This is a genomic window from Rhizobium sp. CB2179, from assembly GCF_057653455.1.
In genome coordinates this window covers 295,560-319,434 of the sequence record NZ_JBYGKR010000002.1, presented here as the reverse complement: position 1 = coordinate 319,434, position 23,875 = coordinate 295,560, and the positions used below count along the sequence as shown (strand labels likewise).

General features: G+C 61.0%; 26 protein-coding genes. 7 read left to right on the top strand and 19 right to left on the bottom strand.

What is annotated here, in order from left to right; all coding sequences use genetic code 11:
- Window positions 1-7 precede the first annotated feature (7 nt).
- Window positions 8-772 (bottom strand): SDR family oxidoreductase, encoded by a 765-nt coding sequence (locus AC244Q_RS25595; protein WP_012755215.1) that lies wholly within the window; start codon window positions 770-772, stop codon window positions 8-10.
- A gap of 384 nt (window positions 773-1,156) precedes the next feature.
- On the opposite strand from AC244Q_RS25595, the gene AC244Q_RS25590 reads away from it, so the two are divergent.
- Window positions 1,157-1,615 (top strand): carboxymuconolactone decarboxylase family protein, encoded by a 459-nt coding sequence (locus tag AC244Q_RS25590; protein ID WP_012755214.1) that lies wholly within the window; start codon window positions 1,157-1,159, stop codon window positions 1,613-1,615.
- 20 nt (window positions 1,616-1,635) lie between these two features.
- Here the strand turns inward: AC244Q_RS25590 and AC244Q_RS25585 are convergent, their stop codons facing one another.
- Genes AC244Q_RS25585 through AC244Q_RS25575 form a run of 3 tightly spaced genes read right to left on the bottom strand, consistent with a single transcriptional unit; the run spans window position 1,636 to window position 4,794 of the window.
- Window positions 1,636-2,841: a thiolase family protein gene (locus AC244Q_RS25585; RefSeq protein WP_128406639.1), complete on the bottom strand. Its 1,206-nt coding sequence runs from the start codon at window positions 2,839-2,841 to the stop codon at window positions 1,636-1,638.
- Complete coding sequence (locus AC244Q_RS25580; RefSeq protein ID WP_128406640.1) at window positions 2,819-4,348, bottom strand: class I adenylate-forming enzyme family protein; 1,530 nt, start codon at window positions 4,346-4,348, stop codon at window positions 2,819-2,821. The genes AC244Q_RS25585 and AC244Q_RS25580 overlap by 23 nt, the downstream gene beginning before the upstream one ends.
- Before the next feature lie 29 nt (window positions 4,349-4,377).
- A complete protein-coding gene (locus tag AC244Q_RS25575) occupies window positions 4,378-4,794 on the bottom strand; it encodes an acyl-CoA thioesterase (RefSeq protein WP_128406641.1) in 417 nt (138 codons plus the stop codon).
- A gap of 52 nt (window positions 4,795-4,846) precedes the next feature.
- Here AC244Q_RS25575 and AC244Q_RS25570 point away from each other — a divergent pair, with 52 nt between their 5' ends.
- Complete coding sequence (locus AC244Q_RS25570; protein ID WP_012755210.1) at window positions 4,847-5,815, top strand: zinc-dependent alcohol dehydrogenase family protein; 969 nt, start codon at window positions 4,847-4,849, stop codon at window positions 5,813-5,815.
- A gap of 12 nt (window positions 5,816-5,827) precedes the next feature.
- Here AC244Q_RS25570 and AC244Q_RS25565 read toward each other — a convergent pair whose 3' ends face one another.
- Window positions 5,828-6,199, bottom strand: coding sequence for a winged helix-turn-helix transcriptional regulator (locus AC244Q_RS25565; RefSeq protein WP_041935756.1), 372 nt, complete (start codon window positions 6,197-6,199; stop codon window positions 5,828-5,830).
- Window positions 6,200-6,332: 133 nt separating this feature from the next.
- Between AC244Q_RS25565 and AC244Q_RS25560 the strand changes: the two genes are divergently transcribed.
- Entirely contained in the window at window positions 6,333-6,800 is a 468-nt protein-coding gene (locus AC244Q_RS25560) for a nuclear transport factor 2 family protein (protein ID WP_012755208.1), read from the top strand.
- Here AC244Q_RS25560 and AC244Q_RS25555 read toward each other — a convergent pair.
- Together AC244Q_RS25555 and AC244Q_RS25550 are read right to left on the bottom strand one after the other, a co-directional pair.
- A complete protein-coding gene (locus tag AC244Q_RS25555; RefSeq protein ID WP_244432268.1) occupies window positions 6,718-7,083 on the bottom strand; it encodes a response regulator in 366 nt (121 codons plus the stop codon). The two genes, AC244Q_RS25560 and AC244Q_RS25555, sit on opposite strands and share 83 nt — an antisense overlap.
- A gap of 68 nt (window positions 7,084-7,151) precedes the next feature.
- The gene (locus AC244Q_RS25550) at window positions 7,152-7,550 is read right to left on the bottom strand and encodes an ATP-binding protein (protein WP_244432274.1); all 399 of its coding nucleotides are present in this window, start codon (window positions 7,548-7,550) and stop codon (window positions 7,152-7,154) included.
- Window positions 7,551-7,675: 125 nt separating this feature from the next.
- On the opposite strand from AC244Q_RS25550, the gene AC244Q_RS25545 reads away from it, so the two are divergent.
- A complete protein-coding gene (locus AC244Q_RS25545) occupies window positions 7,676-8,233 on the top strand; it encodes a DUF3299 domain-containing protein (RefSeq protein WP_128406642.1) in 558 nt (185 codons plus the stop codon).
- A 349-nt stretch (window positions 8,234-8,582) separates the two neighbouring features.
- On the opposite strand, the gene katG is transcribed toward AC244Q_RS25545, so the two are convergent.
- Window positions 8,583-10,772, bottom strand: a complete 2,190-nt coding sequence (katG, locus tag AC244Q_RS25540) for a catalase/peroxidase HPI (protein WP_012755205.1) — start codon at window positions 10,770-10,772, stop codon at window positions 8,583-8,585.
- Window positions 10,773-10,915: 143 nt separating this feature from the next.
- Here katG and AC244Q_RS25535 point away from each other — a divergent pair, with 143 nt between their 5' ends.
- Window positions 10,916-11,830, top strand: coding sequence for a hydrogen peroxide-inducible genes activator (locus tag AC244Q_RS25535; protein ID WP_003562320.1), 915 nt, complete (start codon window positions 10,916-10,918; stop codon window positions 11,828-11,830).
- Between the two features lie 21 nt (window positions 11,831-11,851).
- Here AC244Q_RS25535 and panB read toward each other — a convergent pair whose 3' ends face one another.
- Together panB and panC are read right to left on the bottom strand one after the other, a co-directional pair.
- Window positions 11,852-12,673, bottom strand: a complete 822-nt coding sequence (gene panB / locus AC244Q_RS25530; RefSeq protein WP_012755204.1) for a 3-methyl-2-oxobutanoate hydroxymethyltransferase — start codon at window positions 12,671-12,673, stop codon at window positions 11,852-11,854.
- Window positions 12,670-13,599 (bottom strand): pantoate--beta-alanine ligase, encoded by a 930-nt coding sequence (panC, locus tag AC244Q_RS25525; RefSeq protein ID WP_012755203.1) that lies wholly within the window; start codon window positions 13,597-13,599, stop codon window positions 12,670-12,672. Before panC ends, panB begins: the two co-directional genes overlap by 4 nt.
- A gap of 277 nt (window positions 13,600-13,876) precedes the next feature.
- Between panC and AC244Q_RS25520 the strand changes: the two genes are divergently transcribed.
- A complete protein-coding gene (locus AC244Q_RS25520) occupies window positions 13,877-14,350 on the top strand; it encodes a ProQ/FINO family protein (RefSeq protein WP_012755202.1) in 474 nt (157 codons plus the stop codon).
- A gap of 115 nt (window positions 14,351-14,465) precedes the next feature.
- On the opposite strand, the gene AC244Q_RS25515 is transcribed toward AC244Q_RS25520, so the two are convergent.
- The 6 genes from AC244Q_RS25515 to AC244Q_RS25490 form a co-directional block, all read right to left on the bottom strand.
- Window positions 14,466-15,527, bottom strand: coding sequence for an ABC transporter ATP-binding protein (locus AC244Q_RS25515; protein WP_012755201.1), 1,062 nt, complete (start codon window positions 15,525-15,527; stop codon window positions 14,466-14,468).
- 22 nt (window positions 15,528-15,549) lie between these two features.
- Window positions 15,550-16,404 (bottom strand): sugar phosphate isomerase/epimerase family protein, encoded by an 855-nt coding sequence (locus AC244Q_RS25510; RefSeq protein WP_012755200.1) that lies wholly within the window; start codon window positions 16,402-16,404, stop codon window positions 15,550-15,552.
- 47 nt (window positions 16,405-16,451) lie between these two features.
- Window positions 16,452-17,690, bottom strand: a complete 1,239-nt coding sequence (locus AC244Q_RS25505) for an ROK family transcriptional regulator (protein ID WP_003562326.1) — start codon at window positions 17,688-17,690, stop codon at window positions 16,452-16,454.
- Window positions 17,691-17,728: 38 nt separating this feature from the next.
- A complete protein-coding gene (locus AC244Q_RS25500; protein ID WP_128406644.1) occupies window positions 17,729-18,571 on the bottom strand; it encodes a carbohydrate ABC transporter permease in 843 nt (280 codons plus the stop codon).
- Window positions 18,568-19,497 carry a carbohydrate ABC transporter permease gene (locus AC244Q_RS25495; protein ID WP_003550501.1) on the bottom strand — a complete coding sequence of 310 codons (930 nt, stop codon included), beginning with the start codon at window positions 19,495-19,497 and terminating at the stop codon, window positions 18,568-18,570. Before AC244Q_RS25495 ends, AC244Q_RS25500 begins: the two co-directional genes overlap by 4 nt.
- Before the next feature lie 70 nt (window positions 19,498-19,567).
- Window positions 19,568-20,866 (bottom strand): type 2 periplasmic-binding domain-containing protein, encoded by a 1,299-nt coding sequence (locus tag AC244Q_RS25490; protein WP_012755198.1) that lies wholly within the window; start codon window positions 20,864-20,866, stop codon window positions 19,568-19,570.
- Between the two features lie 369 nt (window positions 20,867-21,235).
- Here AC244Q_RS25490 and AC244Q_RS25485 point away from each other — a divergent pair, with 369 nt between their 5' ends.
- On the top strand, window positions 21,236-22,282 hold the full coding sequence (locus AC244Q_RS25485) for a Gfo/Idh/MocA family protein (protein ID WP_041935755.1): 1,047 nt from the start codon (window positions 21,236-21,238) through the stop codon (window positions 22,280-22,282).
- 11 nt (window positions 22,283-22,293) lie between these two features.
- Here AC244Q_RS25485 and AC244Q_RS25480 read toward each other — a convergent pair whose 3' ends face one another.
- The 3 genes from AC244Q_RS25480 to AC244Q_RS25470 all read right to left on the bottom strand — a co-directional run bounded on the left by AC244Q_RS25480 (window position 22,294) and on the right by AC244Q_RS25470 (window position 23,855).
- Window positions 22,294-23,433 (bottom strand): ROK family transcriptional regulator, encoded by a 1,140-nt coding sequence (locus AC244Q_RS25480; protein WP_128406645.1) that lies wholly within the window; start codon window positions 23,431-23,433, stop codon window positions 22,294-22,296.
- Between the two features lie 133 nt (window positions 23,434-23,566).
- Complete coding sequence (locus AC244Q_RS25475; protein WP_012755195.1) at window positions 23,567-23,758, bottom strand: hypothetical protein; 192 nt, start codon at window positions 23,756-23,758, stop codon at window positions 23,567-23,569.
- A complete protein-coding gene (locus tag AC244Q_RS25470; protein ID WP_164902314.1) occupies window positions 23,667-23,855 on the bottom strand; it encodes a hypothetical protein in 189 nt (62 codons plus the stop codon). The genes AC244Q_RS25475 and AC244Q_RS25470 overlap by 92 nt, the downstream gene beginning before the upstream one ends.
- Window positions 23,856-23,875 lie beyond the last annotated feature (20 nt).

The following is a 23,875-nucleotide window of genomic DNA, read 5'->3' as shown; positions in this document are numbered from 1 at the left end:
CCCGGTATCAGGCGCTCTTTTTCTGGGGCGGCTGCCGGCTCAGCCAATCGTCGAAATGAATCTGGCCAAGCCGCGCCTTGGCCCCGGTCACGAGCGAATTATCCTCGAGTTCCACGCCGAAGTAGCGGGCGTGCGGATCCGCCACCACTTGCCGCGGATCGTTCGTCGCCTTGAAGAGACGCGTGACGATTTCGGTGAGTCGGACTTTCTCCGGCCCGCCGATCTCGATCGTACCGTTCACAGGCGTGCCGAGCGCCACCTCGGCCATGAAGTCGGCGACGTCGTCCGAGGCGATCGGCTGCACATAGGCAGGCGACAGATGCACGGTCTGGCCGACGGTACCCGACTGGGCGATGCCAGCCATGAATTCATGGAACTGGGTGGAGTGCACGATGGTATAGGGTATGCCGGAGCTCTTGATCAGCTCTTCCTGGGCCATCTTGGCGCGCATGTAGCCGCTGCCCTGCAGCCGCTCCATGCCGGCAATCGACAACGCGATATGATGCTTCACGCCGGCGGCGGCCCCTGCCTTGAGCAGATTGCGGCCCGACGTCTTGAAGAATTCCAGGACGGCCTTGTCCTCGAACGAGGGCGAGTTTGCGAGATCGAGCACCACCTGCGCCCCGGCGAGTGCTTCCGCCACGCCTTTGCCGGTGATCGTGTCCACACCCGAGTTCGGCGAAGCCGCCAACAACTCGTGCCCCTTGTTGCGCAATCTTTCCACGGTCTTTGAGCCGATGAGGCCAGTGCCGCCGATAACGACGATTTTCATGGGTAGTCTCCTTGTCCTTTACGAGAAATGTCCTCTGGTGACCTGAAGGTGAGCAGGCAACTGCTCGGCATGCCCCCGCGCCCTCGATGAGCGAAGCGACTTCATCGGGACCGTCGCCGGTGCGGCCGGTTGAAACCGATGGGCAGGAGAATGCGCCGGATCGCGGCCCCAAACTATTCTTCCTCAGTCGCTGTCACCCTATGCGAAGGCAGTAGAGAAGCTGGCTCTGCGGTCGAGGAATCCGGCCAAAATGGAGGAACATCACGTCGACAGGCATCGGCCTGACCTACCCTTGGGGCAGATGGCCGACCCGGAAAGCAAGGCGTATTCACTGGCCTGCAAGCCGAGGCTTGCGTCATCAATCCTCTCACAATGGAGATAAGAATGATCAAGCGTTTGAACTTCATGGCCCATAGAAGCAGCGGCATCGACGGCCTCGTGGCCGTTGAAGGCTGGATTGCCAAAAGCTTCGATCCGAAATTGCTCGAACTCGTCAAAGTCCGCGTTTCCCAGATGAATGGATGCGCTCACTGCCTGCACATGCACCGCCACGACGCGCTGAAGCTCGGGGAAACGGATGATCGGCTGCTGCTTTTGAACGCGTGGCCGGAGTCGCAGCTCTTCACCACTCGGGAGCGGGCCGCGCTTGCCTGGGCTGAGGCTCTCACTCAGATCGCGAAAAGCCATGCGCCGGATGATGTTTATGAAGAGGCGCACGCCAACTTCTCGGATGACGAGTTCGTGGCCCTTTCGATCGGTGTTGCGATGATCAACGCCTGGAACAGGCTGGCGATCGGATTTCGGCTTCAGCATCCGGCAGATCACAAACGCGTCGCCGCCTGACGGTCTGCGCCTTCGCCGGGTCAGGAAAGCTGAGTAGCCTCGAACATGGCGGTCAGCCCGATGCCTCCGCCGATTCCGATCATGGCCAAGGCAGTGGCGCCGGGCGCCCCGACTTCCCCGGTGTTGCGGATCAGCTGGCTGTACAGCCTGGTAACAAGGATTGCGCCGGAGGCCCCGAACGGATGGCCCAAGGCAATTGCTCCGCCGTTCCTGTTGATCGTGTCGGCCGGAATATCGAGCTGATCCAGCGATGCCAGAACCTGGGCCGCGAAGGCCTCGTTGAATTCGATGGCATCGATGTCGGAGAGCGAAAGCCCGGGCTGACGCTGCAGCAGCTTCCTGGTCGAAGCGACCGGGCCGATGCCGAGCAGATTGGGGTCTACGCCGGCAGCAGCGCTGTCGATGAAGGCAAGGCCCTTTTCGATGCCCATGCTCCTTGCCATCCCGCGGCTCATGACCAGCACCAGGCAGGCGCCGTCGTTCAGCGGGCAGGCATTGCCTGCTGTGACCGATCCATCGGCCAGGAAGACCGGCCGGAGGTTTGCGAGCGCCTCAAGAGAGGTGGAGGCGCGTGGGCATTCGTCCCGTTCGATCGGCCCGTGGCCGGTGGAAATCTCGACGATCTCGGGGCGAAAGATGCCTGCCTCGGCCGCCGCTACGGCGAGCCTATGGCTGCGCAGGGCAAATTCATCCTGTCTCTGGCGCGATATGCCGAACTGACGCGCGACGTTCTCGGCGGCAATTCCCATTTCCGGATCGCCGATCGTTTCAGGCGAAAACCGGGCGCGCCCGTAAAATCGCGGCGGCATCCCGTTCGCCTTTGGTCTTTCGACGCGCCATGGCGCGGTGCTGACGCTCTCGACGCCGCCAGCGAGAAAACACGCGCCGGCTTTCGCCTGGATCAAGCGGGCCGCCATGATGATCGCTTCCAGGCCCGAGCCGCATTGCCGGTCGATCGCAACACCCGGAACCGACATGGGCAGACCTGCTGTGAGCGCTGCCAGCCGCGCGATGTTTCCACCGCCGCCGGCGGCATTGCCCACCAGAACGTCGTCTATCGTGTCGGGTGCAATTCCCGTTTCCAAAAGGATCCGATGCATGATCGGCGCAAGCAAGTCTTCCGCCGCGACAGTCGCAAGCGATCCGAAAGCCCTACCGATCGGCGACCGGTAGGCGGCAACCACGACTGGCTGCCAATCCTCGTCAGGCTGAAAGGCGTAGGACAAGATTGTCTCCAGAAACCACGGCCCGCTCCACTTGCCCCCTCGAGATCTTCCCGCTGCTCGTCATCGGCCAGGACCTTATATGGTAGAATTGCTTGGGGATCTTGTACTTCCCGAGTATCTGCGCGCAATGATCGGCCAGGATTTTCGGGTCTATCGTCTCTCCCGAGACGACGGCGACGATCCGCTGGCCGAAATAGGCGTCCGGCAGCCCGAAGACAACGGCATCCTCTACCCCGGGGCAGGCTTTGAGCGCGCTCTCGACTTCGGCGGGATAAACGTTGTTGCCGCCTGATATCATCATGCCGCCGGCCCTGCCGATCACCCGCAGCATGCCATCGGCATCGAGTTCGCCGAGATCTCCGACCGTCGCTCCGGCTTTTGTGACCCGGAAAGCCTGACCGTCGTCGCCCCAAAGATATCCATCCGCGATCAGGTCGCTGTCGACAAAGATGGTTCCCGCCACATCGGTCCCGACGTCGTTTTCATCGGGGTCGCGAATGGAAATTCCCACGCCGGGATAGGCTTGCCCCACCCGCTCGATCGGAAAATCGATCTCGCTCCCGACAAGGGTCGAGACGGTCATGAATCCAATCTCGGACGCCCCGTAATATTCCCGGATACGCGCCTTCGGAAACAGGCGACGCATGGATTCGACCCCGTTCCTGTCAAGCTTTGCGCCGGCGGTGAGGACGTCGCGCAGGGAGGTCAGAGCGGGTTCGCCTGCCCACGCCCTTGCGATGCCGGCTATATGGGTGGGTACAGCGATTAGCCGTTCGACTTGCCAGGAGGAGAGCGTGCGTGCCACCGCGCCCGGATCCCATTTCCGGACTGAATGAAAGGTCCCCCCGGCATCAAGAGCTTCGACCAATGCATAAAGCGCCAGGCCATGAGCCAAGGCTCCCGGGCACATTGTCGACGGCGCGTCTTCGAGCTCGAAAACGACGCGTCCCCGATCGAGGCTCCGGCGCCACTGCTCCCGCGAGCGATAATAGGCCTTCGGCTCGGCGGTGGTCCCCGAGGTGAAGCCGATCAGAAAGATCTTGTCGGTATCGGCCGGCAGCTCGGCTTCACCTCCCGCCGCGGCGAGCTCGAAAGCCTCCGTTCCGGCGGGGACCACGGGAATGCCGAATCTCCGGGCAATTTCAGCGCTCGGCCCGGCATCGTCGTCGACAATCAGAACGTCAGGCGCCAGGCGCTCGATGATGCGTTCGATCCTTTCTGCCGGCATCAGCGGGTCGATGACCGCGCAGGCATTCGGGAAAGCGGTGGCCGCCGCAAAATACTCGGCAAAGCCGATATGATTGCCAAGGCTGAGGGCGGCAAGCTTCTCCACGCCGGGCAGATTGAGCATGCGGCGGTTCGAGCGGGGCAGATCCCGGAGAAACCGATAGATTGCCTTGGCGCGCAAATAGAGCTCGCCATAGCTGAGCGAATGCCCGTCGATCACCAGCGCCGGCTTGTCCGGTGTCTCCGTTGCATGTCGAAGAAGCTGCGCATGGATCGGCATGGACACCCGCTGGTTTGAACGATCGGCAATCAGCCGGGAGACAGAGCGGCTCTGGTCGCATCGGGAATCGGCGTCGGGCGGCTGTCGGAGAGGCCGACGCAGACCCAGACGAATTGCGCCGATGCGCAATGGGCGCCATCGCGCTGGCGAAAGAGTTCTATGGCAAAGGACAGGCTCGTGCGCCCGATCTTCTCCACGTCCACCTTTGCCTCGACGACATCGTCGAGATCAATCGGGCTGTGAAAGGTGATCTCCGCCTTCTTCACGTGATAGGCAACGCCGGAGGAAATGTGACGGAAATGGCTGAGAATTTGCCGTTGCCGCAGAAACTCGACGACCGCATCCTCGCAATAATCGAGATAACGGGAGTTGTGGACGTGACCATAGATGTCGATGTCTCGCATCGAGACCCGGAACGATGCTAAAGGCCTGTCGTCAACGCTCATTCGATCACCGAAATTCGACGGGGTGATCTAACCGCAGTGTGTGGGGGATGCAATGCAATATCAGGCGGTCGTGCGAAAATTCGGCCCGGCTCAGGATGTCGTCGAGCTCGAGCAGGCTGCGCTGCCGCCGCTGGCGCGCGACCAGGTGAGGGTGCGCCTGCTGGCGCGGGCGATCAATCCGTCCGATATCATCACCATCTCGGGAGCCTATAGCGGACGCACGACATTGCCTTTCGTTCCCGGCTTCGAAGCGTTCGGCGTGGTCGAACAATGCGGTGAAGAGGTTCATGGGCTTTCGCCGGGAACACGCGTGCTGCCGGTGCGTAGCGCCGGCGGCTGGCAGGAATTCAAGGATACCGATCCCGGCTGGTGCCTGCGTGTTCCTGACGAGCTCACCGACTTCGAAGCTGCGACGAGCTACGTCAATCCGATGACGGCCTGGTTGATGCTGCATGCCAAGATCGGGCTGAGGCCGGGCATGCGCATCGCTATCAATGCCGCCGCCTCTTCGATCGGAGCGATATTGATCGGTCTCGCCAACGCCGCAGGCGTGGAGCCGGTCGCCATCGTCCGTAGCGAGGGATCGCTTGAGCGCCTGCGCGGCCGGGTCGAGGCTATCATCATCGATAGAGAGGAAAGCGATCTGGTTGCCGGGCTTGCCGGCCGACACGGGCTAGACGCGGTGCTCGATTGCGTCGGAGGAGCGCGCGCCACAATCCTCGCCGATGCGCTGCGGGCGGGCGGACGCTTCTTGCACTACGGTCTGCTCTCTGGGCAGAGCATCCCGAACTCATTCTGGGCGACCCATCCCGATATTTCCTTTTCCTATGTTCACCTCCGGGAATGGGTTCATTCCGAAGCTATGGACGACGTGCAGCACGCCTATTCCAAGGTCGCGGCGCACATCGTTTCGAAGGTCATCGAGACCGAGATCCGGGAGGTGTTTCCTTTGGAAAGTGTCCGGCAAGCCCTGCAGTCCGCTCTTCCCTTCCGAACGGGCGGCAAGGTTCTGCTCGCCTGACGAACGCGGTCATTAGGCGTTATCGTGTCGTTGCCGCGCGCTAGTGATTGCCGGGTGGTTCTGCTCGGCCCATCCGATCAGGGTTTTCATGGGGATGAGGAAGGATTGCCCGAGTTCCGTCAGCTCATATTCCACGCGAGGCGGGACCTGCGGATAGACGGTGCGCCGCACGAAGCCGTCCTGCTCCAGATGCCTCAACGTCTTGGAGAGCATCTGCTTCGAGATGTCTCCGATTTCGCGCAGCAACTCGTTGAAGCGTTTCTTTCCGTCTTCCAGTGCCTCGAGGGTCAGCAGGCTCCATTGATCGCCGATACGATCGAGCACACCTCTGATCGGGCATCCTGCCACGGGCTGTTGTTTCGGCTCGTCCGTTTCCTTGAGCATGCTTACCTCGGTCATCGTCGGCTGACCTCGCCACCAAAATCTGCCTTCTTGCTCGGCATGTCGAGGTTTCATAAACCAGCTCTCATAGTCTGCTTTCTAGACTAGATCGCGACCATACCAAGGAGCTTGATGCATGACATTCGGGAAATCGCTTTTTGCACTCGTCATTTTGGCAGGCGTCGCCGCGCCGGCCGGCGCTTTTGCTGAATCGGCCTCGCGGGATTTGAAGGTCGAGGAAGCCAACCGGAAGCTGGTGGTGGAGTTCTACGACCGGTTCTTCAACAAGCACGATATCGCGGCTGCCGCCGTCGTCGCCGACGACTACCGGCAGCACAATCCTCATGTTCCCGACGGAAAGAAGCCTTTGATTTCCTTCTTCAGCGGCTTCTTCAAGGACAATGCCCAGTCGCGGGCCGAGATCGTCCGCAGCGCCGCCGATGGCGATCTGGTCTGGTTGCATGTGCGCGCGACCAACGGCGCAGACGATCCTGGCCAGGCGATCGTCGATATTTTCCGCGTCAAGGACGGCAAGATCGTCGAGCACTGGGACGTGATCCAGGCCGTTCCGAATGAGGCGGCAAACAAGAATACGATGTTCTGAGTTGGGTGGTGCCGGCTTCCGAGCTGGCCCGATTATCGGCGCTGCACGCTCGGTTCCCCGTCTTTCTCGTTGCGGCGTCCAGAACGGGCATCATCAGATCGAGAAGAACGAGATCGACAGGATGTTCGCGAAAGAGCCGCAAGGCCTCGCGCGGCTCGGTGGTGCTGATCAGCGCCGTAAAACCTTCGCGTTTGAGAATGCGCTCCAGCAGCGAGACATTGGGGGGCTCGTCGTCGACGATCAGGATCGTCGATCGGCGCACGATATCGGTGGAATCTGTCATGGACCCGATATTTCGTTGAAGCGATGCCGAACTGATATCAAGCCGCGCGGCCAAATCAAAGGCGATGCCTACGGCGGGCTTCCATCGCAACCGGTCTTGCCTCCACCACTGCAGGCGCGCGCAAGATCGACGTGGAAAGTGGCGCCGCCTTCCCCGTTGCTGAAGCCGAGCGTTCCGCCCATGGCGTCGATCAGATGTTTCGACAGCCCGAGCCCGAGACCGGTTCGATCCTGGCTGATCCGTTCCGCTCCCAGCCGATCGAACGGGGTGAAAAGCCGGGCGACGCGTTTGGCCGGAATCCGGGACCGGTATCGCTGACCTCGATACGGATACGGCCGCCATCCATCGCGCGGTGGCTGACGGTTACCCTTCCCTGGGGGCGATTGCTTGGCGCTGCGGTCACTTTCTTGCCGAACAGCAGCAGGACGGGCTCGAATATGACGAAAGAGAGGGCATGCACGGCACACCCTCTCCCTGTTCTGCGCAAGCCCTGAGTAGTCCGCGCCGGAAGCTTTGACGGCCGAGCGGGATCGGGAGTAGCATCCATACGACAGCGGCAAGGTGGTCAAGCGGCCGGTCCCGTGGAGATGCAATGATGAAGCACAAACCTTTCCTCTTGACGTTCGCGGCGCTGGCAATTGGTGTCGCGTGTCCAATTTGTGACGCCGTCGCTGCAGCTCAGCCTATTTTCTGGAACGCTTTACGGCCGGCCGATCAGCCCAAGGAGACAGTTCCGCTGTCGGGCAAGGCGGTGAGCAGCCCACAGGGCGAAACACTCGCCTGGCATGAAGAGGAGCATCCGATCGAATTGACGGGCTTCGTTCTGCCGATCGACCAGGATGGCGATCTTGTTTACGAATTCATGCTGGTGCCTTGGTCCGGAGCCTGCAGTCACATGCCGTCCCCTCCGCCCAACCAACTGGTTCGTGTCGTTCCCGAAGAGCCTTTGCATCTGGCAAGAATGTACGAGACCGTCACCGTGACGGGTAACCTGCGGCCCGGCCTGGATCAGGCGCAATTCTTCATGATCGACGGTGACCGCGTCCTCACCTACGGCTACAGCATAAGCCATGCCCAGGTAGCGACGGCAACGGCGACGACTGATCCCGATCTGCTGTCACTTTCGCCTTTCGGCATTCTGCCTCGCTAAAAGCCCAGAGACGGTGTCGCGATCGGGGCACACTCCTCATTCCCTTCCTCGGGTCAAGCCCTGGGCTTGCCCCGAGGGACTTCACGGGAATCCAGCCACCGCGCGTCTGCGCGGTGAATGAACCTTATCAAAGCAAGAAGTCTCCTGCGCCCAATGACTTGGACGCGCTGGATCCCTGTGACATCACTCGGGCAAAGCACTGAGGGCACAGGGATGACGGAGGAGGGGTAGTCGCCGCCCAATCGAGCATCAGGCGTGCCGAGAACTGGACGGTCGGGCGGTAGGTCCGGTCTCCGATGAAAAAATGCCCGGGCGCAGCCGAAACTGCCCCCGGGCGAAATGCTGTAGATCAGACGAGATCGAAACGATCGGCGCTCATAACCTTGGTCCAGGCCGCGACGAAGTCCCTCACGAACTTCTCCTTGGTATCGGCCTGGCCGTAGACTTCGGCAAAGGCGCGAAGCTGCGAGTGCGAGCCGAAGATCAGGTCGACGCGGGTGCCGGTCCACTTGGCGGCGCCAGTCTTGCGGTCGCGGCCTTCATAGACGCCTTCCTTGCCGGCGAGGGGAACCCACTGCGTGCCCATGTCGAGCAGGTTGACGAAGAAGTCGTTCGTCAACGTCTCGGGACGCGAAGTGAAGACGCCATGCTCGGGCGCGCCGGCCTTCAGCACACGCAGGCCGCCGACGAGGACGGTCATTTCCGGTCCGGTCAGCGTCAGCAACTGGGCGCGGTCGACGAGCGCTTCTTCCGGCTTCATGAACTGATGGCGCTTGCCGTTCACATAGTTGCGGAAGCCGTCGATGCGCGGCTCGAGCGCTGCGAAGGAATGCGCGTCGGTCTGGGCTTCGGAAGCATCCGTGCGGCCCGGCGTGAAGGGCACGCTGACAGCGTTGCCGCCCGCTGCCGCCGCCTTCTCGACGCCGGCTGCACCGGCGAGAACGATCAGGTCGGCGAGCGAGATCTTCTTGGCCCCGGTCTGAACTGCGTTGAAGTCCCTCTGGATGCCTTCGAGAACGCCGATGACTTTGGCGAGCTGGGCTGGCTGGTTGGCGTCCCAGTCTTTCTGCGGGGCAAGGCGGATGCGCGCGCCGTTGGCGCCGCCACGCTTGTCGGAGCCGCGGAAGGTCGAGGCCGACGCCCAGGCGGTCGAGACGAGTTCCTGCACCGTGAGGCCGGTGGCGAGAACCTTTTCCTTCAGGTCGGCAATGTCCTTGTCGTCGACAAGCGGGTGGTCGACGGCCGGGATCACATCCTGCCAGATCAGGTCTTCGGCCGGAACTTCCGGGCCGAGGTAGCGCACCTTCGGTCCCATGTCGCGGTGGGTCAGCTTGAACCAGGCGCGGGCGAAAGCGTCGGCGAACTGGTCGGGATTTTCGAGGAAGCGGCGCGAAATCTTCTCGTAAACAGGATCGAAACGCAGCGCGAGGTCGCTGGTCAGCATGGTCGGCAGGTGCCTCTTCGAGGCGTCGTAGGCATCCGGAATGGAGGCTTCAGCGTTCTTGGCCTGCCACTGATGCGCGCCGCCCGGGCTCTTGGTCAGCTCCCATTCGAAAGCGAACAGGTTTTCGAAGAAGTAGTTGCTCCACTGGGTCGGCGTCTGGGTCCAGGTCACTTCGAGGCCGCTGCCGATGGCATCGCGACCGACGCCGGTGTTAAACTTGCTGGTCCAGCCCAGACCCTGAGCTTCGAGCTCGCCGCCTTCCGGGTCGACACCGACAAACGACGGATCGCCAGCGCCATGGGTCTTGCCGAAGGTATGCCCGCCGGCGATCAGCGCCACGGTTTCTTCGTCGTTCATCGCCATACGGGCGAAGGTTTCGCGGATGTCGCGGGCGGATGCCAGCGGATCCGGGGTGCCGTTCGGGCCTTCCGGGTTGACATAGATAAGGCCCATCTGCACGGCGCCAAGCGGCTCTGCCAGTTCGCGTTCGCCACTGTAGCGTTCGTCACCCAGCCAGGTTCCCTCAGGACCCCAGTAAAGTTCTTCCGGCTCCCAGACGTCGGCGCGGCCGCCGGCGAAACCGAAGGTCTTGAAACCCATGGATTCGAGCGCGACGTTGCCGGTGAGGATCAACAGGTCAGCCCAGGAGATGCGGTTGCCGTATTTCTGCTTGATAGGCCACAGCAGGCGGCGAGCCTTGTCGAGGTTCACGTTGTCCGGCCAGCTGTTGAGTGGCGCAAAACGCTGCTGGCCAGCCCCGGCGCCGCCGCGGCCATCGGTGATGCGGTATGTGCCGGCGCTGTGCCAGGCCATGCGGATGAACAGGCCGCCATAGTGACCGAAATCGGCCGGCCACCAATCCTGCGAATCCGTCATCAACGCGTGAAGATCCTTCTTCAGGCCGTCGAGATCGAGCTTCTTGAACTCCTCCGCATAGTCGAAGGCTTGGCCGAGCGGGTCGGCGCGGCCGGAATTGTGGTGAAGAATCTGCACGTTCAACTGGTCTGGCCACCAGTCGCGGTTGGATCGGCTGCTGCGAGGCGTATTGCCGTGTGGCACAGGACATTTGCCTGCGCTGTCAGTGGGGTTGTCCATGATCGTCTCCTTCATTGCTTGATCTCTCTGCGCGTAAAAAAGATGAGCCGAGCTGGCGCCCCACTCTCCCCTTGCAGTCTTCATATCGGAAGCATGTAATAAATTTAAGTTGGATTTACTGATCGTTGCGATAAGTTGAACTTATGAAGAACCTTACCCTGAAACAGCTACGTTATTTTGAAGCACTGGCTAGAGATGGCCGCTTCCGACGTGCCGCCGACGCCTGTGCGATCTCCCAGCCGGCATTGTCAATGCAGATCAAAGAACTTGAGCAAGAGTTGGGCGGTGAGCTTTTTGAGCGCAACGCGCGTGAGGTGAAGCTGACCGCCTTCGGCCAAAGCGTCGCACTCAGGATCCGCGATATCCTGCGTGGCGTCGACGAACTGGCGGATCTGGCGCGTGCCGCGCGCGATCCTTTCCTGACGCGGCTGCGCATCGGCATCATCCCGACGATTGCGCCCTATCTGCTGCCAGCGATCATCAACGATCTGAACAGGAGCTTTGCCGGCATCCAGATCGAGGTGCGCGAGACGCAGACGTCGAAGCTGGTTCACGAGCTGGCGCAAGGCCAGCTGGACACGGCAATCGTTGCCTTGCCGGTATCCGAGCCCTCGCTGACCGAGCTCGAGCTCTTCCAGGAAGAATTCGTGCTGGTCCGGCGGCCCGAAGACGAGGGCAAGCCGGTGCCCGAACGCGAGGCGCTGCGCGAAATGCGGTTGCTGCTGCTTGAGGAAGGCCATTGCTTTCGCGATCAGGCCTTGTCGTTCTGCAAGATAGGGCCGGCCCGCCCCCGGGAGGTCATGGAAGGCAGCTCTTTATCCACCTTGGTTCAGATGGTCAGCGCCGGTATCGGCATCACCTTGATCCCGGAGATGGCCGTTCCCCTCGAAACGCGCTCGGCGCATGTTTCGATTTCGCGCTTCCAATCTCCGCAGCCGTCGCGAACGATCGGGATGATCTGGCGCCATTCGACGCCTATGGCCAAGCAGCTCGTGCAGGTTTCCGAGGCGGTTCGCCGGTCAGCCGACAGCATGCGCGAACAGTATATCGCGCGGTGATGGAGCTCACATCGCCTCGTCTCAGGATCGCCGTTTGAACGTATGCTCCGCTGCCGGAAACTGTCGCGACCGGACCTCTTCGGCATAAGCGGCGGCGGCGGCCGAAATCCTCTTGCCGAGTTCGTCGTAGCGCTTGACGAAGCGCGGGGTGAAATCGTTGAAGAGACCCAGAATGTCGTCGGAAACCAGAACCTGACCGTCGCAGGCGGAAGAAGCGCCGATACCGATGGTCGGGACGTGCATGGCGGCCGTCACCTCGCGGGCGAGCGGCTCCACCGTGCCCTCGATGACGACGGCAAAGGCGCCCGAGCCGCCGATGGCGTGGGCGTCACGGCGGATCTTCGACGTCTCGTGTTCGGAATGGCCGACGGACCGATAACCGCCTGCAGTCTGAACCTGCTGCGGCATCAGGCCTATATGGCCCATGACCGGGATCCCCCGCTTGGTCAGAAAGGCGATGGTCTCGGCCATCTCCTCGCCCCCTTCCAGCTTGACCGCATCGCAGCCGGTTTCCTGCAGGATGCGCACTGCGTTGCGGAAGGCGATCTCCTTCGATTCCTGATAACTGCCGAACGGCATGTCGACGACGACGCAGGCCTTGCCGACGCCGCGCATCACCGCCTTGCCGTGTGCGATCATCATATTGAGCGTGACGCCGATGGTGCTTTCCATGCCGTAGAGCACCATGCCGAGCGAATCCCCGACCAGCAGGAGGTCGCAATGCTCATCGAGCAGCCGCGCCATGGGCGTCGTATAGGCGGTCAGGCAGACGATCGGCTTGCCGCCTTTCATAGCTGAGATGCGCACTGGTGTAAGGCGCTTCTGAATTCCGGCCGTGCTCATCGGGTCACTCCCTTTCCCGGCAAGCTCCGCCCGCCGATAACCCTGTTGTTCCCGATCACTCGGTTGTCACCAACAACTCGGTTGTCACTGACGACCCTGTTGTCGAGAAGCCGTGTCGAGCCGAGCCGAACGAAAAGCGCCACGACGACAGGCTCTGCGATCGACGTGACCGGCTGCAGCGTCGAGGCATCCCTGACGGCGACGACCTCGGGCTTTGCCAGAGGCTCGCGGCTAAGAAACGCCGTGAGCTTTGCCTCGAGTTCCACCGGATCGGTCAAGCCGCCGGCGACCAGGCGCTCGGCCTCGTCAAGGGTCTGAGGGACGATCACCGCGGCACGCCGCTCCGCATCGCTGAGATAGACGTTGCGCGACGACAATGCGAGGCCGTCGCTATCCCTGACCGTCGGCACCGATATCACGCGCACCGGCAAGGCCAGATCGTCCACCATGCGCTTGATGATGACGACCTGCTGGTAATCCTTCTCTCCGAAATAGGCGGTCTGCGGCTGCACAATGTTGAAAAGCTTGCAGACGACAGTGGCGACGCCGGCAAAATGCCCCGGCCGCACCGCTCCTTCGAGTGCGCGCCCGAGATCGGGAACGTCGACGACAGCAAGCATCGGGCGGGGATACATGTCCTCGACGCCAGGTGAAAAAAGGAAATTGACGCCGGCTTGCCTCAGCATGGCGGCGTCGCGTTCCAGATCGCGTGGATATCTGCTGAGATCTTCCGCCGGGCCGAACTGCAGCGGATTGACGAAAATCGAGACGACGACGATGTCGTTCTCGGCGCGAGCGCGCGAGACCAGCTCCATATGACCGGCATGGAGATAGCCCATCGTCGGAACAAGGCCGACGGTCCGCCCCTGCCGCTTCAGCGCATCGAGCGTGTGGCGCAGCTCGTCAATGCTCGAGAAAACCCGCATACATCCTCCCTGGGCCGGTCACTCCATCTTGGGCGCGGATAAGAAGTGTAATCGATGCGGCAGGTCAATGCATATTCCGTGATAAAAACGATTAGATGAAACGCCAACCGATGACACCGGGCCATATCGGCCCCGGGGAGCGGCTTTTTGCCACCAGGCTCCTGTTCCGCGTCTCACCTGCTTGCAGTGGAACCGACGATGTGCGACTTCCGTTGCTCGCCCCTGTCCGTCAAGATACCATCACAGTCGGTCGCTATGGACGTAACATGGAGGACGCATGGACAAGCCCTGGAAGATCAGCCGCGGACCGATTGCGGCAACCGAGCTCGACGTGGAGAAGGCAAACGCGATCAACACGCTGTTGATCCGGCCGGTAGGCGTCCTTCCTGCCAAGGCGGGAGATCCGGTCCTGCCTTTTGCCGTCGGCCTTTTCAACGAACTCCGCCCGCTCCTGAAGCCCGATGCCGGCGTCACGACGCTCAGGCGGGCGACCGCGGCCTACGTCCACGGCCGGCGCTACTATTTCGCCAGCGCCCAGCCGGATTCCATGCGCCATGACCTTGACGGTGAACCCGTCGAACCACTGTCGCCCGAAGACCGGCTGGTCGCGCAAAACCGCTTCCTGAGCCTCAAGCAGGCTACCGGCAAAGCCGACGCGCCCGAGCAGACAGCACCGGTTCCCGCTCCGCTGTTGAGCAAAAGCGAACAGATCCGCGCAGCCCTCCTCGGCAAAAGGAACGCCGTCAGCTAGAGCCGGCTGACGGCTTTCTCATAGCAGTGTTCTATAGCGTTTCCATTTGGGGTCGGGGGCGCGGAAAACGCGCCCCCGGCTGGCGCCGGCCGAAGGGGAGGGGCAATCGGCCGGGTCAGTTCAACGGGGCTTCGCCTGATGTGATCCGCTGCTCGTTTCCGGCAAACAGGTGAACCGCATCATGGATTGGTGCAATCCTCAGCACCTCGCCGGGGGCGGCCCTGATCCGTTCCCTGAAGACACAGGTCAGCGTCTGCGTCCCCAGCCGGACGATGACGAGCGTTTCCGAACCCGTGGGCTCGACGACCACCGTCGTTACCTCGATGCCGCCTGGGTCCAACCGGATATGTTCGGGGCGAATGCCGTAGATCGCGGCATCTGCCGGACGGCGCTCACTCGGCAGGAGTAGGCCGTCGGCGGTTCGAAACCCATCTTCCGTCATGTTGCCGCTGATGAAATTCATCGCCGGGGAGCCGATGAAGCCGGCGACGAAAAGGTTGTTCGGACGATCGTACAATTCCAACGGAGAACCCGACTGCTCGATCAGCCCGTCCTTCATGACGACGATCTTGTCGGCCATGGTCATGGCTTCGATCTGGTCGTGGGTGACATAGATGGTGGTCGTCTGCAGCCGTTGATGCAATTCCTTGATCTCCGAGCGCATCTGCACCCTGAGCTTGGCGTCGAGGTTCGACAGGGGTTCATCGAAGAGGAAGACGGCCGGGTCGCGCACGATTGCCCGCCCCATCGCCACACGCTGTCTCTGGCCGCCCGACAGTTGCTTGGGGTATCTCTCCAATAGACTTTCGAGACCGAGGATCTTCGCGGCGTTGCCGACCCGCTGATCGATCTCCGTGCGCGGCATTCGTTTCAGCCGCAACGAAAACCCCATGTTCTTGGCAACGGTCATGTGCGGATAGAGCGCATAATTCTGGAACACCATCGCGATGTCCCGATCCTTGGGGGCAAGCTCGTTGACGATATGCTTGCCGATCTGGATCTGCCCCGAGGTGATACCCTCGAGGCCCGCGATCATTCTCAGAAGCGTGGATTTGCCACAGCCGGAGGGACCGACCAGAACGACGAACTCGCCGTCGCCGATATCGACCGAGACGCCTTTTATGGCTTTGAACGCGCCGTAATCCTTGCGCGCATTGTTGACCGAAACATGGGCCATTGCCGTCCTCCCGAAATCGCTGTCAAAGTCCGCTCAGGACATTTCTCAAATAATCAAGACCGAGGCGCTCGCCGTCTTTGCGGGCGGCTAAGTCCCTGCCCGGCCAGCCATAGGCGGCATCCTCGTGTTCGATCGACAACGTGCCGTCGAAACCACCCCCGCGGGCCTGGCGCAGGAACCTCGGCCAATCGATGAGGCCGAGCCCTGGCAGCTTGTATTGCCACCAGCCCTTGCCGTGATAGCCGACAGCCTGCAGGCTCTCCTTATCGATTGCCGTGTCCTTGGCATGAAGAATGGCGATGCGATCTTTCACGGCCTCCATCGCCTGATAGGGATCGACGCCAATGCGAATGAGGTGCGAGGGATCGAATTCCAGGCCGAAGCGCGGGTCCCTGATCCGCTGAAAAAGCTCCTGCCATCCTTTGGGTGTCGTTCCGATGAAATTATCCTTCGGACCCGGCCAGTTCTCGATTGCGAAGGTGAGGCCATAGGACTGTGTCTTGGCGATCAGCCCGTTGGCGAAATCGGCGAAGTCATCATAATTGGCTTCGTCGCTTGCCGTGTCGTCCCGGCCCGGGAAGATCACGAAGATCGGGACGCCCGCTTCACCGATCGCGCCGGCAAATTCGGCAGTCCTTTCGCGAAGTGCCTCGCGTTTTACGCGGTCAGCATCGAGCTGATTGCCGAAATAGGTGATCGACGACACGAAGAGGTTGCGGCTGCGTGCGAGCGCGACGGCGGCCTCCACGCGATCCGGCGTCTTGATATGGCCGCCGACATCGATTTCGATGGCGTCGAAACCGGCCGATGCGGCGAAATCCACCACTTCCTCGAAGGGGCGATCGTTGAATGTCGAAGTGTAAAAGCCGATCTTCACCAAAATCCTCCCATCTTCACTATAATCCGTAGGCCTTGCCGGCCGTTTCAACTGTTCAGGCGATCCATGTTCTTGAGTGGCGAACGTGTGCGTTGCGCAGCGTCCGCCGATGCGAGCATGAGGGCTGCTGCCATCGGCATGACCGCCGCCCCCATGGCCGAGGCATCCTCTCCGAGCGAGGCGCGATGAAGCGAGGGCAGGTTGGTGTCCTCGGCATCGAGATGCTCGTGCACATAGCGCAGCAATTCGTCGACGATGCGGATCGGCAATCGGCCGCCGACCAGGACGGCGTCGGGGTCGACGACCATGCCGATATGCTTGACGGCGACAGCCAGATGCGCGCTCATTTCCTTCAGCCACTGCGACACGAGGCGCTTGCCGTGCGCATCCAGCGTCAGGAGATCGTGGGGAACACTCACCTCGACGCCGTGTTTCGCAAGGAAATCATAGAGGAAGAACAGCGAGAATATCTCGCCGAGAAGCTGGACCTTATGGGCCTTCCCGTCCCCGCCATCGGCAATCGGCAGCCAGCCAATTTCGCCGCTGAGGCCCATGGCGCCACGATGACCGTTGCCGTCGAGCACGAGGCCGCCACCCGGGCATGGATTGATGGCGATGTAGAAGAAGCTGCTGCTTTCAGCACCCAGTCCATAATCGAGTTCGGCAAGGGCTGCGGCATTCGCTTCGTTTTCGATGAAGACGGGATGCTGCGTCAGGTTCTCAAGTGCGGCGCGCACGTCGAATGCTGTCCATTCCTGATAGGCCTTGGGCTTGCCGAGAAGCGAAATCTCGCCAAGCCAATCCGGCATCGCCAGACCGATGCCGGCGAGGCGCGCGTCGTCGATGAGCCGGCTGCGCTGGAAATGCGAAATCGCATCGGCCGTGAGCTGCAGGAATTCCGCCGGCAGAATGAAGCGTTTCTCGTGATGCACGCGGGCGCGGACGTTGCCGACGGCATCGACGGCCAGGATCGTCAGATGGTCGCGATCGATGTTGATGCCGATGGCAAAGCAGGCATCCGGATTGATTTCGAGTTCAATCGCCGGCTGACCTCTCAGCCCATGCCGCCGGCGGGCCTCCATGATCAGGCCCTCATCGAGGAGACGATCGACGATCCGGGCGATCGCCGGTTTGGTAAAACCCGTCCGCCTGGCGATTTCGGCGCGCGAAATCGGCGCCTGGCGATGAATACAGCGCAGAACGATAGCCCTGTTGTGCTCACCTGCATCTTCGACATTGGCGCCGGTCAGATCCGGGGACAGCCTGGCGCCGAGTGTCTGGTTCATGCCCGAAATCCTTCCTTGCGCATAGCCTGAACCGCTCGTCATCCCTTGACCGCGCCGCTGGTCATCGCACCGAGGATCAGCCGCTGGAGCGACAGGAAGGCGACGATCGCCGGAACGACCGCGATCAGGCAGGCGGCGGCAAGCAGTTGGATGGACGAGTCGGTTTGCATGCCGCGGAAGTTAAAGATCCCGACGCCGATCGGCATCAGATCATTTTTCGTGAGCAACAGAAAAGGCACCAGAAATTGCGACCAGCCGGCAATCACAGTGATGATGAAGACAGAGGCGATGCCCGGCGCCGATAATGGCAGAATGATGCGCCAGAACACCGAAAATCGATTGCAGCCATCGATCATGGCCGCTTCGTCGAGGCTGCGCGGGATGCCGTCGACCGAACTTTTCAGAAGCCAGGTCGCCAGCGGAACGCCAAGCGCGATATAGACCATGACGACGGCAAAATGCGTATCCAGCAGGCCGAGGCGGTTCATGTAGCGGTAGAGCGGCACCATGATGACAAGCGGCGAGATCATCTGGAAAAGCAGCAGCCCCATCATCGACACGCCCTTGCCTCGGAACTGAAAGCGGGAAAAAGCGTATGCCGCGGGCAGTGCGACGATCAGGACGCCCAGTCCGCTAAGGGCGGCAAGCTTGAGGCCGTTCCAGAGATAGATCGGAAAGTAGCTGTTGTTCAAAACGGTGATGAAATTGTCGATGGTGGGATTGTTTGGAATATATCGCGCCGCGCCGCGATAGATCTCGCGCTTGTCACGCATCGCCATCGACAGGAGATAGGTGAGGGGGCCAGCGAAGAACACGAACATTACCAGCATGAACAGATAACTCATGGCATCGCCGAGCCGCGTTCCGGTCCGTCCGTTCATTGCTCTTCCTCCTTCGGCAGGAACGACGCATAGATAAAGGCGAGCCCGAGGCTGATGATCAGCATGAGCACGGAGAGCACGCTGCCGCCGGACAGGTCGTAGTTTCTAAAGACGATATTGAAGACGTAGAGTGAGATGACCTCGGTCGCGCGCCCCGGACCGCCGCCTGTCAGCGTGATGATCGCATCGAAGGTATTCACCGTCTGGATCGTAATGAGGATCATGTTGACGAGGATTGCCGCGCGCAGTTGCGGTAGCGTGACGAAGAAAAACTGCTGCGATGCCGTCGCGCCGTCGACCTCCGCCGCTTCATAGAGCGAGGGATCGATCGACTTCAGCGCCGCATACATGACGACCATCGAAAATGCTGTGCCGCGCCATATGTTGGAGATGAGGGTGGACCACGGTGCGATTGCGGGGTCCGAGAGCCAGGCGACAACAGGCATGTGCATCAACCTGAGAATGCTGTTCAGCGCGCCATAAGGCGCTTCGGAAAAGAGCATCTGCCAGATGATGCCGCCGGCAATTCCGGGAACGACCCAGGCAACCAGCGCCGTCGTCCTCAAAATGGTGGTGCCGAACAGGCCGCGTTTTTCACCGCGGATGACCACGACGGCGACCGCAAGACCTAAAATCTGCTGGCCGATGACGCTGCCGCCGACGAAGATCAGGGTCGCCCATAAAATGTCGGGCAGCTGCGGCGAGCTCAACGCATTGGTGATCGACCCCAGCGTATAATCCTGATTGTCGCCGATCAGCGTGGCATTGGTGAATGAAAGCCTGAAAACGTCGATGACGGGGTAAAGGTAGAAGATGCCGATGACGACGATCACGGGCATGATCCAGGGCAGGGGCGCACCGGCGAAACGGCGCATGAACGTTCTGCTTTGAGGCGGGCTGTCAGCCTCGATGGCAATGGGGCTCATTGGCTTCTCTGTGCGGGGTTTCGCAATGTCGACGGCGCCTGGCGGGCAGGCGCCGTCACGGTCGGAAGCACTAGAGACGCTTGTAGGCCTCCAGCGCCGCGTTGAAGGCGGCATTCAACGCGTCTTCCGGCTTTTTGGTCCCCGAGAGCACGTCGCCCATCATGATCTGGATCTGGTTGGAGATTTCGGGATAGATCGGCACACCCGGGCGTGCCTGTCCGTCGACCAGAGCCTTGGCGAAGGTCTTGTTGGCTTCGGTAGAGAAGACCTCATATTTGTCGAACAGCGACTTCCTGGTCGGCAACTGCTGCTGCAGCGCGTTTGCCGGCCCCATATAAACCTCGCGGGCGAGGTTGGCGCACATCTCGACCTTATCCTTGTCCTTACTGAAGGAGGCGATCGTCCAACCGCCGGTGCCGGTCGAACGCTGATCGGCGCTGGGGCCGGGGATCGGCGAGAATGTCCAGTTGTTGAACTCGTCCTCGTCGAGCGTGGCCTTCAACTGCGCATATTGCCAGTTGCCGCCGATGAAGAGAGCCGTCGTCGCCGCGGCGGCCGCAGCATTCAAATCGTCATAATTCGCGATCGTGCTGACGCGCTTGGGCGCGGCACCCGAATCGACGAGATCCTTGAAATAATTCAGGGCTTTCAGGAATTTCTCCTTGTTCTCGCCTTCGCCGAATACCGGCTTGCCTGAATCGTCGACAAGCTTGCCGCCCAGCGCCCAATAATTCGCGAGCCAGTCGAACGTCGTGCCTTCCCAGCGCCCGCCATTGAAGAGGACACCTTCCATGCCCTCCTTGGTGGAGGCGAGCGCGGCCTTTTTCAGGTCGTCCCATGTCTGCGGCGCGTCCGCAACGATCGACTTGTTGCGGTAGAGCACACGAAGATCGGTATCCCACCACCAAGCGCGGACCGTCTGGTCCTTATCGGTGATGCCGCTGCGGATGAAGGGGAACAGGTCATCCACTTCCTCCTTCGAAAAATACGGCGTGAAGTCCGCAAGAACTTTATTGACCATGAACTGCGAGAGGACGAAGGAGTCGACAGCGGCGCAGTCAGGCGCGTTGCCGGCCTTGGCCTGCTCCAGCATCTTGGCCTGTTCGGTGCCGATGTCCGAGGACATGAATTGCATCTGCAATTTCCAGTCCGGATGCTTCTTGATGAAATCGACGAAGAGCTTCTGATAGCCCTCGGCGATCGCCGGATCCGAATTGTTGGGACTGTCGTTCGTCAAGCGGACGACGAGGGATTTGGGCGCATCGGCAAGGCCGATCCTGTCCTTCGTGGCAAGTTCCTGGGCAAATGACGTAGATGCTGAAAATAACATGGTGCTCAGCGCAAATGCGCTGACGGTGGCGCTCTTCATGATGGGTCTCCTCCCCATTTTGAACGGATACAGCCTGGCGGTCAGTTGACCTCTCCTCATTTCCGTGCTGCATTAATTAGATTAAGTTACTTTGATTTGATGTCAAGCCACAGCTTGTAAGGCCAGACCTGGGAGGTTGAGATGCTGGCGACAATCAACAGCAGCTAGCGCACCGTTCCGGAAAATCGAGATCGATTTCCGGAAAAGGATATGCGCCGTGAAAGTGATGGAGCGTCCCGCCGCACGCGCGGCGCATCCACCGCAATTTTCCTGAAGAAGAGCACGAGGCAATCGCGGATGGCTGCGATGGCGCGAGTGCGGTTTTGCCCGGCTGAACTGCCGCGGGAAGTTAATTCCATGGAGGATAAGATGCGTCTACTCATTCTCGGTACCGGCGGCATGGCCAACCAGCATGCCGCCAACTTCAAGGCGATTGAAGGTGTCAGCGTCGTGGGCGGCGTCGATGTCGTCCCGGAAAGGCTCGCGGCCTTTTGCACCGAACATGGCATCGCCAACCATTTCACGACCCTTGAGGAAGCTCTCGCCTGGGGCGAGTTCGACGCTGTCGCAAATGTCACGCCGGACCGCATTCACCACCCGACGACGCTACAGGCGATCGCAGCCGGCAAGCACGTCTTCTGTGAGAAACCGCTCGCCACCGATGCGATCAAGGCCATGGAGATGACCGAGGCCATCGAGCGATCGGGCAAGGTCGGCATGGTCAATTTCACCTATCGCAATTCGCCCGCCCTTCAGAAGGGCCGGCAGATGGTGCTCGCCGGCGAAATCGGGCAAGTGCGCCATGTCGAGGCGTCGCATCTGCAAAGCTGGCTGGTCGGTCGGCATTGGGGCGACTGGAAGAGCGAAAGCAAATGGCTGTGGCGGCTGAGCAAGAAGCATGGATCCAACGGCGCGCTCGGTGATATCGGAATTCACATCGTCGATTTCGCATCATACGGTTCAGGCCTTGACGTTGCTCATGTCTTCGCGCGGCTGAAGACCTTCGACAAGACGCCAGGACACAAGATCGGCGAATATGATCTCGATGCGAATGACAGTTTTACGATGAATGTCGATTTCACTGGCGGGGCAATCGGCACGATCCAGGCGACGCGCACGGCGGCCGGACAGATGGATCAGTTGCGCCTCAGGGTCTATGGCGAAACCGGCTCGATCGAGATGATCTACGACACCGGAAAATCGACGCTTCGCGCCTGTCTTGGCGAGGACGTGCACACGGCGACCTGGCGTGACGTCCCCTTCGATCCGGTCGAGACGAACTACCAGCGTTTCGTCCAGGCAGTGCGGGCGGGCAGGACCCAGGAACCCTCGTTCCGGCGGGCGGCCAATATCCAGAAAGTCCTGGACAAAGCGCTGGCCTCCGATCTCAGCCACGCCGATGAAGCGCTCGCCTGAGGCAACATGCGTCAAGCCGAGGCAGGCGGCAGCAGCAAAGTGTTGAGGAAGGGGAGGAGAGCGGCACCGAGCGCAACGCCGCCGCCGCTGAAGCTCGCAGGTTTCATCGGAGAAATCCAGGGCGTCAGTAACGGTCTCGTCGAGGTGTCGCGCCGCTCGATGGAAAGCTGATGGATCAGCGCTTCGATCACGCCCTGCGGCAGATCGCTGCCGATCATGACGACGCTCGGGGCGAGGAAACCGGCCATGGCGATGATCGGGTCGAGCAGATGGCCAGCGGCTTCCCGTATCCATTGCGACAGTAGCGGCGAGGAGATTTCCTCGCCCTTCAGCAGGCTAGTGAACGCCTGGTCGCCGATCCGTGATCGCAGGGATTCGAAACCGACGACGGTATTGAGCTGGACATTGTCGGGACCGGTCAACATTTCGCCGATGCTGCCCGCCCGGCCATGCACGCCGGAATAGGGAATACCGCGAATGAGAAAGCCGGCCTGAACGTCGTCGTCGATGATGATCATCGCAAGTCCGCCTTCCCTGCCGGAGCTTCCGATCGTGCGCTCGGCGAGAAGGCTCGCCGTACACTCGTTCTCGACATAGGGACGCGCGATCGTCGACATCGCGGCGATCTGATCGCTTTGATCCTCCGTCCAGTCGTTGGCGGCGATGCCGAGCCCGATGATCGGCAACGCGGCGTGGCGATCGACCATATCCCTGACGGCCGCATGCACCAGACCGACTTTGTCAGCGGGGTCCAGCTCGATATAGACCCGGTCATGGACCTGACCACTCAAATCGATGAGTACGGCCTCGCCACGCCTTTGGCGAAGCTTGACGCCGATCGAGAAAGCACCTTCCGGACGCAAGGCAAACTCGGTGGCGGTGGCCCCTCCGCCAAGGCCATTGCGACGGTTGGAGGTGATAAGCTTTTCCTCGGCCAATCGGCGGAGAATATTGGTAATGCCAGGGCCGGTCAGGCCGCTATGACGCCCAAGCTCCATCCGGGTCAGCGGGCCATGACGGCGGATCGCCTCCAGAATGACGCGAATATTCCGGTCGGCGATTTCACCAGACCGCAGACCAACCATTTTGGTGCGCGGGGCGCCCATGTCCGGGGTTTGAAGCCGACGCGGCCCTGACCGAAGATACCGCATGACTGTCTTTCCTAGAGCACCACCTCGGTTGTGTACTTCATCCGCGGGCTATGGGAAAGCCGGGCTTGGCAGCCGCCTTATGCAGCGTCAGACCGGAAACTACACGGCAATCGGAGCTTCACTCTATCGGTCGTTAATAGCTGCAAGGATGATCGTTGCCAAACCCATCGCGGCAGGCAGGTCTGAGCGAATAGTCGGCGCCGGTATATCCAACCGAGCCGGTCTGCATCGAGTCATTCGAGCTCGTCGTGCAGGATGACGACGATACCGCAACCACGATGACGGCTGTCGCGGTTATCAGCAATTTTTTGCGGACTTGAAGCATCCCACCCTCCCCAGCACTGCCTGAAATCTGCCATATCAGCGCAATACTCGGTCAAATAGGGCCGACCGGGGTTTCGATAACTGTTGTTGTCGATCAAGATCTCGTTATTCCGTGAAG